The organism is Candidatus Pelagibacter sp. HIMB1709, from assembly GCF_052047635.1.
Lineage (GTDB): Bacteria > Pseudomonadota > Alphaproteobacteria > Pelagibacterales > Pelagibacteraceae > Pelagibacter.
Genome location: NZ_JBNAJW010000001.1, coordinates 250,269 through 261,160, shown reverse-complemented (window position 1 = coordinate 261,160; position 10,892 = coordinate 250,269). Strand labels below are relative to the sequence as shown.

General features: G+C 26.5%; 11 protein-coding genes. 7 read left to right on the top strand and 4 right to left on the bottom strand.

Features of this window, described 5'->3' with window-relative positions:
* Positions 1 to 3 precede the first annotated feature (3 nt).
* The 7 genes from bamA to lpxB are packed head-to-tail and all read left to right on the top strand — an operon-like array spanning position 4 to position 6,947.
* Positions 4 to 2,250, top strand: coding sequence for an outer membrane protein assembly factor BamA (gene bamA / locus ACTTAR_RS01495; RefSeq protein ID WP_440697503.1), 2,247 nt, complete (start codon positions 4 to 6; stop codon positions 2,248 to 2,250).
* Entirely contained in the window at positions 2,250 to 2,759 is a 510-nt protein-coding gene (locus tag ACTTAR_RS01490) for an OmpH family outer membrane protein (protein ID WP_440680806.1), read from the top strand. The genes bamA and ACTTAR_RS01490 overlap by 1 nt, the downstream gene beginning before the upstream one ends.
* A gap of 6 nt (positions 2,760 to 2,765) precedes the next feature.
* Positions 2,766 to 3,212 carry a 3-hydroxyacyl-ACP dehydratase FabZ gene (gene fabZ, locus ACTTAR_RS01485; protein ID WP_440680807.1) on the top strand — a complete coding sequence of 149 codons (447 nt, stop codon included), beginning with the start codon at positions 2,766 to 2,768 and terminating at the stop codon, positions 3,210 to 3,212.
* 52 nt (positions 3,213 to 3,264) lie between these two features.
* The gene (lpxD, locus tag ACTTAR_RS01480; RefSeq protein ID WP_440697502.1) at positions 3,265 to 4,245 is read left to right on the top strand and encodes a UDP-3-O-(3-hydroxymyristoyl)glucosamine N-acyltransferase; all 981 of its coding nucleotides are present in this window, start codon (positions 3,265 to 3,267) and stop codon (positions 4,243 to 4,245) included.
* Entirely contained in the window at positions 4,242 to 5,018 is a 777-nt protein-coding gene (gene lpxA, locus ACTTAR_RS01475) for an acyl-ACP--UDP-N-acetylglucosamine O-acyltransferase (RefSeq protein ID WP_440680811.1), read from the top strand. Before lpxD ends, lpxA begins: the two co-directional genes overlap by 4 nt.
* A gap of 1 nt (position 5,019) precedes the next feature.
* The gene (lpxI, locus tag ACTTAR_RS01470) at positions 5,020 to 5,814 is read left to right on the top strand and encodes a UDP-2,3-diacylglucosamine diphosphatase LpxI domain-containing protein (protein WP_440680812.1); all 795 of its coding nucleotides are present in this window, start codon (positions 5,020 to 5,022) and stop codon (positions 5,812 to 5,814) included.
* Positions 5,811 to 6,947: a lipid-A-disaccharide synthase gene (gene lpxB, locus ACTTAR_RS01465; RefSeq protein WP_440680813.1), complete on the top strand. Its 1,137-nt coding sequence runs from the start codon at positions 5,811 to 5,813 to the stop codon at positions 6,945 to 6,947. The genes lpxI and lpxB overlap by 4 nt, the downstream gene beginning before the upstream one ends.
* On the opposite strand, the gene gltX is transcribed toward lpxB, so the two are convergent.
* From gltX to trpD, 4 genes are all read right to left on the bottom strand, one after another.
* Positions 6,924 to 8,324, bottom strand: coding sequence for a glutamate--tRNA ligase (gltX, locus tag ACTTAR_RS01460; RefSeq protein WP_440697501.1), 1,401 nt, complete (start codon positions 8,322 to 8,324; stop codon positions 6,924 to 6,926). The two genes, lpxB and gltX, sit on opposite strands and share 24 nt — an antisense overlap.
* Positions 8,325 to 8,346: 22 nt before the next feature.
* Positions 8,347 to 9,024 carry a transcriptional repressor LexA gene (lexA, locus tag ACTTAR_RS01455; RefSeq protein ID WP_085114205.1) on the bottom strand — a complete coding sequence of 226 codons (678 nt, stop codon included), beginning with the start codon at positions 9,022 to 9,024 and terminating at the stop codon, positions 8,347 to 8,349.
* 89 nt (positions 9,025 to 9,113) lie between these two features.
* Entirely contained in the window at positions 9,114 to 9,905 is a 792-nt protein-coding gene (locus ACTTAR_RS01450; RefSeq protein WP_440680815.1) for an indole-3-glycerol phosphate synthase TrpC, read from the bottom strand.
* Complete coding sequence (trpD, locus tag ACTTAR_RS01445; protein WP_440680816.1) at positions 9,898 to 10,890, bottom strand: anthranilate phosphoribosyltransferase; 993 nt, start codon at positions 10,888 to 10,890, stop codon at positions 9,898 to 9,900. Before trpD ends, ACTTAR_RS01450 begins: the two co-directional genes overlap by 8 nt.
* Between the last annotated feature and the right edge of the window lie 2 nt (positions 10,891 to 10,892).

The following is a 10,892-nucleotide window of genomic DNA, read 5'->3' as shown; positions in this document are numbered from 1 at the left end:
TTAATGATTGTAAGATTAGTAAAAATTATATTTGCATCTTTTTTAATTGCTTTAATTAATATAACTTATTCTTATTCTGATATAGTAAAAAAAATTGATGTAGATGGAAATGAGAGAATATCAGATGAAACTGTTAAATTATTTTCCAAGATTAATGTTGATGATAAGCTTGACGAGACGGATTTAAATAAAATAATTGAAAATTTATATGAAACAAACTTCTTTAAGGATATTTCTATAAAATTTTTAGACAATATTTTAACTATTAAAGTAGTTGAAAATCCAATAATTGAAAATATTGAATATAGAGGTATTAAAACAAATAGAGTTCTCGATGTTCTTAAAGAAGATCCATTAATAAGAGAGAGATCCTCATTTAATAAAATTATCTTAAAGAAAGAAAAATCTAGACTGCTAACAATACTTAGAAATTTTGGTTATATAAATTCTGAGCTTGATATATATGTTGATGAGAAAAAAAATAATCTACTAGATTTAATATACGAATTTAAATTAGGCAAAAGAGCTAAAATTAAAAAAATAACTTTTGTAGGTAATAAAAATTTTAAGGATAGTAAGTTAAGAAGAATAATAACAAGCACAGAATATAAATACTGGAAATTTATCTCGGGAAGAAAATTTTTAAACGAAAGTATAGTTGATTTTGACAAGAAACTATTAGCTAATTTTTATAAAAATAATGGTTATTATAATGTGGAAATTAACTCATCCTTTGCAAAATTAATTGATGATAATGAATTTGAGCTTTTATTTAATATAAATGCAAATCCAAAAGTTTTCTTTGGAAAATTAATACTAAATTTACCTTCTGATTTTGATAAAAATAATTTTACCAAGATAAATAAAATGTTTGAAAAATTAAAAGGTGAGCCTTATTCCATTAATTCTATTGATAAAATCTTAAAAGAAATCGATTTAATTACCTCTCAAGAACAATATCAATTTATCAACGCAAATGTAATTGAAAATTTAATTGATAACAAATTAAACCTTGAATTTGAAATATTAGAAACAGAAAAATTTTATGTTGAGAAAATAAATATTTTTGGAAATAGTATTACATCAGAAAATGTAATTAGAAATCAATTTGAAATTGACGAAGGAGACCCTTACAATGAAATTTTATTAAATAAATCTATTAACAATATAAAAAGTTTAAACTTTTTTAAAAAAGTTGAAAAAAAAATTATAGATAAGAAGACTACCAAAACTAAAATTGTAAATATATCTGTAGAGGAAAAACCTACAGGTGAAATTGCTGCATCAGCAGGTATTGGTACTACAGGTGGTTCATTTGGTTTTAGTATTAAGGAAAACAACTTTCTAGGTAATGGTATTAAGCTCGATAGCAATTTCACTGTATCAACGGGCTCACTTAAAGGTAAATTTTCTGTAACTAATCCAAATTTTAACAATACTGATAAGTTATTGTATTTATCAGCTGAAGCTTTAGAAATTGATAATTATTCCAGTTATGGGTATAAAACGAATAAAACTGGGTTTAGCATTGGAACTAACTTTGAGTATCTCGATGATTTTTTTCTTGGTGTGGGCAATTCTCATTTTTATGAAAAAATTGAAACAAACTCAACTGCATCAGCTAGACAAAGAGCTCAAGAAGGTAATTATTGGGATTCGTTTTTAAATTTAGATTTTAATTATGATAAAAGAAATCAAAAATTTCAAACAACATCAGGTTTTAGATCTTTTTACTCATTGGATTTGCCTATTTTAAGTGAAACGAATTCTTTAAAAAATTATTATAGTCACGCTTACTATTTTGAACTTTATGAAAAAAATATCTCAAATATATCTTTTTTTTTAGAAAGTGTTAATTCATTAAATAATAAGAACGTTAAATTATCTGAAAGAATTAATATACCATCAAGGAGATTAAGGGGATTTGAGACAGGTAAAATAGGACCTAAGGATGGAGATGATTATATTGGAGGTAATTTTGCTTATACATTAAATTTTTCATCAACATTACCTCAAATTTTAGAAGAATCTCAAAATGTTGATATATTAATTTTTGCTGATGTAGCCGATATTTGGGGTGTAGATTACAACTCCTCATTAAATAATAGTAAGGTTAGAAGTTCAGTAGGTATTGGTCTTGATTGGTTTAGCCCAGTGGGTCCAATGAATTTTTCTTTATCACAACCAATAACTAAAGCAAATAGTGATATAACTGAATCTTTTAGATTCAATTTAGGCACTACATTTTAATGATAAAAAAAAATTTTTATTTTAATTTTATTTTTTTAATATTATTTCAATCTAATTTATATGCTGAAATTAAAATCGCTTATCTTGATTTTGATGTAGTTTTATCAAAAATAGAGAAAGGTAAAATTTTATTTCTAGATCTAAAAAAAAAAGAAGAAGCTAAATTTAAAGAATTTAATTCTAAAGAAGCCAAACTTAAAGAAGAAGAAAATAAATTAAAAGGAAGTCAAAATTTAATATCAAAAGAACAATTAAATATAAGTCTAAATCAATTTAATAAAAAAATACAAAATTACAGAGAATTTAAAAGCAATGAAATTGAAAAATTAAAAAAAGATAGAAAGGATGAGATTTTTAAGCTTTTAGATATAATAAATCCGATAATTCAGGAATATATGGCTAAAAATTCTATTTCTATGTTATTTGATAAAAAAAACATTTATATAGCTGACAAAAATTACGATATAACTGATGATTTGATTGAAATAATAAATAAGAGCTTTAAATAATACAAAATGGAAAGTTTAAATAAAAATCAAATAAAAAATTTAATTCCTCATCGTGAACCCATGTTATTGATTGATGAATTAAACGATATAAATAAACTTTCATCAGCCACTGGTGTAGTAAATGTTAAAAAAGATAGTTTCTTTGTTCAAGGTCATTTTCCTGATCAACCGGTAATGCCAGGTGTTTTAATTGTTGAAGCTTTTGGTCAATCTGCAGCAGCTTTAACGGCTCACGGAATTGATAAGTCAACTTATGAAAATAAATTAGTATTTTTAATGAGTGTTGAAAAAGCTAGATTTAGATTTCCAGTTATACCGGACTGTAAATTGCTATTAAAAATTCAAGCTATCAGATCTCATGGTAGAGTTTGGAAGTATAAAGGTGAAGCTTTTGTAGAAAATAAAAAAATGGCTGATGCAATTTGGTCAGCAACAATTGTAGACAAGAAATAAATAGCAATAATTATTGATATTATTTTTCTAAATGCTTTGTTAAAAAGCATAAATGAGTAATCCTTTTTTTATAAATAAAGGTCCATTAACAATAGGTATAATTTTAAATTCTATTAACACTAAGAGCAATTTTGACAATTTAGACTCTGTGGTTTTTGATGTTAAAGATCTTGTTACAGCTTCTAATAAAGATATTACATTCTTTCATTCAAAAAAATATGAACCTGTAGCATCAACCACTAAAGCAGGCTATTGTTTAACTACTAAGAAATTATCACATATTTTGCCAAAAAATTGTAAACCGATTGAAGTTGAAAATGTTCTTGTCTCAACAGCAGTCATTACCTCAAAGTTTTATCCTGATTCAATTACAGATGATTTTGATGTTAGTGCATCTAATATTGAAAAAACCCCCTTTAAAAATTCTGTTAGTCATGGTCAAAATGTATTAATTGGAAAAAATGTTAAAATAGGATCAAATTGTTTAATTGGACATAATACCATCATTGAAAGTAATGTTGTAATTGGAGATAACTGCTCAATAGGATCCAATGTTATTATTAGAAATGCCTTAATAAAAAGAAATGTTTCAATATTAGATGGTTGTGTAATAGGAAAAAAAGGATTTGGTTTTTTTCCCAGCAATAACAAAAATATTCGTTATCCTCATATCGGCATTGTAATAATTGAGGATAATTGTGAAATTGGTTGTGGTGCAACAATTGACAGAGGTTCTTTGTCAAATACTGTGATTGGTAAAAACACTTTTATAGATAATCAAGTCCATATAGCCCATAACAATAAAATTGGACAAAATTGTATTATTGCAGGACAAGTTGGTTTTGCAGGAAGCTCAACGCTTGGAGATAATGTGATGATTGGTGGACAAGCGGGAATATCAGGACATTTGAAAGTAGGAAATAATGTTCAAATAGGCGGTGGTTCAGGAGTGATTAAAGATATACCTGATAATTCTAAATTTATGGGTTATCCAGCTAGAGATTTAAAAAAATTTATCAAAGAGAACAAATGATACATAAAACAGCAATAATTGATCCTAAAGCAAAAATATCTTCAAATGTTGAGATTGGTCCATATTGCGTAATTGGTCCAAATGTTGAGATTGGAGAGAACACTATTATTCAATCTCATGTAAATATTACTGTTAGTACAAAAATTGGAAAGGGAAATAAGATTTATCCTTTCGTTTCAATTAATGATCCTCAGGACTTAAAATATAACGGCGAACCTACAAATTTGATAATTGGTGACAATAACAAAATTAGAGAATACGTAACAATAAATCCTGGAACAGTTGGTGGTGGTGGCAAAACAGTTATTGGAAATAACTGTTTGTTTATGATTTCATCACATATCGCACATGACTGCCAAGTTGGAAATAATGTAATAATTGCAAATAATGTTCCTTTGGGAGGCCATGCTATCATTGAAGATAATGTTGTTATTGGTGGTAATTCAGCTGTTCAGCAATTTACTAGAATTGGAAAAATGGCAATGATAGGAGGTATGACAGGTGTACTACATGATGTAATTCCTTATGGATTGTCTACTGGTAACAGAAATTCATTACAAGGATTAAACTTAATAGGATTAAGAAGAGCAAAGTTTGAAAATAAAGATATACTAAGTTTAAGTGAAGCTTATAAGGAGATATTTGCTACAAGGAATATCTATGAAAATATAAGTAAATTAAATTGTTCTTTTCAAGAAAATCAATTAGTTAAAAATGTAATTGATTTTATAACAAAAGATAAAAAAAGATCTATTTGTACACCATTTTCATAAAATGATAGGATTAATTTTTGGAGATACTGATTTTCCAGATCATATTTTAAAAAAAATTAAAAAAAAGAAAGTAAAATATTTAATTATTGATCTATCAAAATCAAAAAAATTTAAAAAAGATAAAAAATCTTATGCAGTATCTATTGGCCAATTTGGCAGAATAATAAATATACTTAAAGAAAATAACTGTAAAAAAGTCTTATTTGCAGGAAAAGTAAAAAAACCAAATTTTTCTAAGTTAAGATTAGATTTTAAAGGAATTTATTATATACCCAGAATTATTAAAGCATCAAAACTTGGAGATGCAGCTATATTAAAAGAAATTATTATAATATTAGGTCAAAACAATATTAAAACTGAAAATTCACTAAAATTTAACCCAGAACTCTCTTTAAAGAGAGGTAATTTTTCAAAAATTAAACCAGATAAGCAAGATCAATTGGATATTCAAAAAGCAATTAAAACGTTAAATAATTTAAGAGAATATGATTTTAGTCAAGGGGTCGTTGTTAGAAATGAAAAGGTGATTTCCATTGAAGGAAAAGGTGGTACTAAAAAATTACTTAAAAAAAGTAGAAGTAAAAAGTTTAGAAATCATGGTGTATTAGTAAAACTTCCAAAAAAGAAACAAGATCTTAGAATTGATTTACCAACTATTGGATTAAACACTTTAAAACAAAGTAAAACTGCTGGATTAAAAGGAATTGTAGTTAAAAATAAACAGCATGTTTTTTTAGATAAAAGTAAATGCATTAACTTTGCTAATAAAAATAAGATGTTTATCTCAGTAAAATGAAAAAGATTTTTATTCTCACAGGCGAACCTTCCGGAGACAAGCTTGCTTCAAAAGTTATATCTAAACTTCAAAAAAATCGTAATGATATTCAGTATTCTTGTGTTGGCGGTACTCATTTAATTTCATTAGGAATAAAATCTATTTTTGATCTTAAAGAAATTACTTATATTGGTTTTACAAGTGTTTTATTAAATATTTTTAAAATAAAGAATAAAATAAACAAAACTGTAGAGGAGATAATAAAATTTAATCCTGATATTTTGTTTACTGTAGATAGTCCTGATTTTACATTAAGAGTTGCTGAAAAAGTAAAAAAAATCAATAACCAGATTACGACTGTACACTATGTAGCCCCACAGGTATGGGTGTGGCGAGAGGGTAGAGTTAAAAAATTTAAAAAGTTTTTAGATCATATCTTGTTATTATTTGATTTTGAAAAAAAATATTTTGATAAAGAAAATATTCCAAATACATTTGTCGGTCATCCATTATTAGAAAAAGAAATAAATAATAGAATTGATATATCTGATATTATATCAAAAAATAAAAAAATTATTTCTCTTTTTTGTGGCAGTAGATCATCTGAAGTAAATTTATTATTGCCAATCATGATTGATTTTATAAATTTAATGAATTCAAAATTTGATAATTTCATTTTTGTTTTTCACGCAACTGACGAAAATAAGAATTTAATTAATATTAAAATAAATAATACTAATTTAGAAAATGTTGAGGTTATTTCTGATGAAAATATTAAAAAACAAATATTAAATAATTCTATTTTTGCAGTTTCAAAATCTGGAACAATTTCTTTAGAAATTTGTAATGCAAAAGTTCCTTCTATAATTATCTATAAAATGAATTTCTTTAATTTTTTAATTGTCAAAATGTTAGTAAAAATAAAATTTGCAAATATTATCAATATTATTAATAACAGAGAAATAATTCCAGAATTAATCCAAAAAGAGTGTAATGCTAAAGAGATATACAATTCAGTTGTTTATTTTTTAAAAAATCCAGAATTAATGAAAAAACAAATTGAAGATTGTGAAAAAACTTTGACTAGAGTTAGATCAAAAACTTCATCTTCTGATGAAGCAGTATCAGTATTAACCCAGTTTCTTGTTGACTAGCCTTTTTGCTACTTCCTCTTTTCCTAGAGAAATGATCACATCATAAATACCAGGTCCAAATTTTGAGCCCGTTAAAGCAATTCGTAAAGGCTGTCCTACGCCTTTAAAATTTGTATCGTGTGATTTAATAAGTTCATTTACTATTGGCTCCAATGTTTCTTTACTTAGTTCATAAAGGTTAGAAAATTTATTTGAGAAATCAGAAATTACTTTTTTACCCTTATCATCAATTAGTTTTATATCGTCTTGATTAAAATTTACTTCATCTGCAATAATATATCGGCAATTATTGTATATATCTTCTAATGTTTTTGCCTTATTTTTTAAGAAAGTTAGTGATTTTTTGATCTTATCTTTTTTGTCTGAGTTAATTTCACTTTTATATAATTTGCAGTATTCATCTAGTTGATTGAATAAATCATTCTCACTAATATTTTTAATATAATGTTCATTCATCGATAAAATTCTACTCATATCTAGTTTAGAAGGAGATTTTCCTATTCCTTCAATATTGAAGTATTTAATACTCTCATCTAATGTAAATATTTCCTTGTCTTCAAAAGACCACCCCAATCTCAATAAATAGTTCCTTAATGCATCAGGCATTATACCAATTTTTGAATAATCATCTAATGTGGATGCATTATCTCTTTTCGATAATTTTTTACCTTCTATTGTATGAATGAGAGGTATATGAGCAAATTCTGGTAAATCCCAGTTCATTGCTTCATATATTTGTATTTGTTTAAAAGTGTTTATCTTATGGTCATCTCCTCTAATTATATGAGTCATTCCCATTTCATGGTCATCTACAGTTGCTGATAAATTATAAGTAGGAGTTCCATCATTTCTTAGTATTATAAAATCTTCAATTGTAATGTTTTCAATTTCAATATCACCTTGAACCAAATCTTTAAGAATTGAGCTTCCTTCAATTTTACTTTTAAATCTAATTACAGGTTTAATTTCTTTAGGAGCATCCTTTTCTTCTGCATCCCTCCATTTTCTGTTGTAAATATAAGGTATTTTCTTTTGTCTAGCTCTTTTTTTTTGCTCTTCTATCTCTTCAGGTGAACAGTAACATTTATAGGCATACCCTTTTTTTAATAATTCATTTGCAATTTTTACGTGTTCATTAATTTTACTTGATTGAATATATTCTTCACCATCATGTTTTATCCCTAACCAATTTAAGGATTTAATTATTTGTATTTTGTGTTCTTCTTTCGATCTTTCTTTGTCAGTATCTTCAATTCTTAGATGAAAAGTCCCTTTTTGATTTTTTGAATATAACCAATTAAACAAGGCAGTTCTAACACCACCAATATGAAGAGCCCCAGTAGGAGAGGGAGCAAAACGAGTTGCTACTTTTGACATCAGAGATGTTTAGACTATTTTTTTAAAAGTTTCTATATAAAGATACCAAAACACCCTGAACTTTTACTCTATCGGGGCCAAATATTTTGGTTTCATAGTTTCTATTTGCACTTTCCAATGCAACAACTTTACCTTTTTTACGAATTCTTTTTAACATTGCTTCGTGTTCGTCAATTAACGCGACTACAATTTTTCCATTATCTGCTGTATCTGTTCTTTTAATAATAACTGTATCTCCCTCGTGGATTCCAGCTTCAATCATTGAGTCTCCTTGAACTTTCAATCCAAAATAATCTCCATTTTTTTCTAAATTATTTGGTAATGGTATTCTTGAAACTTCATTTTGTATTGCTTCTACAGGAGTACCCGCTGCAATTTTTCCTAATACTGGCACTTCTATTTCATCTGAATTATTAATTTCTTCGTCTAAACCACCTTTGATAACACTTGGTGAAAAACTATTGTAAATATCGTTCGCTGAAGCTGTTTCTGGCAATTTTACCACCTCTAAAGCTCTTGCTTTATGAGCTAATCTTTTAATAAATCCTCTTTCTTCTAAGGCGCTGATCAATCTATGAATACCTGACTTTGATTTTAAGTTTAGAGATTGTTTCATCTCTTCGTAAGAAGGAGATACACCAGAACTTCTCAATTTCTTGTTGATAAATAAAAGCAGGTTTTTTTGTTTTTTTGTTAGCATAAGAACAAATATCGTACAAAGAATGTTCTATAAAAGTTCTTTTGTTTTAACAATACTAAAAAAAGTGAGTAAAATAGGGCTTAAATTGACTACAAAACTGAAAAAATTGAATTTTCATCCAATTTTTTCAAAAGTGATTCACCAATTAAAAAAGTATTAATTGATGTCTTACTGTTTAATTCCAATAATTCTTCTTTAGATTTAATACCACTCTCAGAAATTAGAGGTCCTTTATGGTTTTTTACAACATTATAAATATCATAGGTTGTATTTATATCTGTTTTAAGTGTTTTTAAGTTTCTGTTGTTAATACCAATTAGTGCATTTTTAAAATTTAATGCCTTTTGAGCCTCTTCAACAGTATGTACTTCTACTATTACTGACATATCTAATTTCAACGCCTCTTGATATAAATTGTTTGCAAGATCATCTGAGACACCAGCTAAAATAATCAGAATTGCATCTGCACCATAACTTTTGGCAAGTGGCACTTGAAAAGTATCAATAAAAAAATCTTTACATAATATCGGTAAATTAACCTTATCTTTTATTTTACTTATATGGATTAAATTTCCCAAAAAATAATCTTCTTCAGTTAAAACTGATAAACAAGTAGCATTATTTTTTAAATAAATATTAGCAATTTCTACTGGATTATAGTCTTCAATTATAACACCTGCAGAAGGACTTGCTTTTTTTATTTCAGCAATAATTGAAGTTTTATTGTCTTTTAAATTGTTTTCAATTTTATCTTTAAAATTTATGTATGATTTATTTTTTTGTATTAATTCATCTAATTTTTTAAGATCTATTGATTTTTTTAGATTATCAATTTTTTCGATTTTTTTTTTAATTATATTTTCTAAAACGTTTTCAGACATTTTGTATTTGTTCCAAATGTGAAAAAGTTTTACCAGAAAGAATAAATTGTCTTGCGTGATTATAGGCCTCTTCAAAATCAACAAACTTTTCTGCAACGATTAAACCAGCTGCAGCATTTAAACAAACTGCTTTTGAAAAATCATTATCTATACCTTTAAATATTTCAATCATTTTATTTGCATTGAATTTTGCATCATTACCAATTAAATTTTCAAATTTTTCTGCATTCACACCAATTGAATTAGGGTCAACCAAGATTTCAGATATTTCTCCATTCTTCAGTTGTATTATATTTGTTTTTGCATAAGGAGATATTTCATCCAATCCATCTTCGCTGTTTACTATCCATGCAAATTTTATATTTAAATTTTTTAATCCCTCTGCAAAAATTTTTAATAATTTTTTATCAAATACTCCAACAACCTGTCTTTCTACTAAAGCGGGATTACTTAAGGGACCAATCATGTTGAAAATAGTTCTTTTACCGATTTTTTTTCTTACAGGACCTACAAATCTCATGGCGCTATGATAATTTGGAGCAAACATAAAACCAAAATTGTTATTGCTTATTTCTTGTTCTATTTCTTTAGGCTCTAGATCAATTTTAATATTAAGAGCCTCCAAAACATCTCCAGAGCCACATTTTGAAGATACAGCTTTATTGCCGTGTTTTGCAACTTTTATACCCATACTAGCTAAAAGTAAGGCTGATGCAGTTGATATATTAACAGTGTTCATACCGTCACCACCTGTACCGCATGTATCTATGCAATCTTGAACGTTTACTCTTTTAGATTTTTCTCTAAGGACATAAACACCCCCAGCAATTTCATCTGCAACTTCTCCTTTTTCAGACAGAAGTATTAAAAAATTATAGATTTGATCCTCATCAGCTTTACCAGTCATTAAAATCTCAAATGCTGACTTACTTTCTTCGAAGTTTAAATTTTCTTTATTTTTAAGTTTTTCTAAAATCTTATCCATAA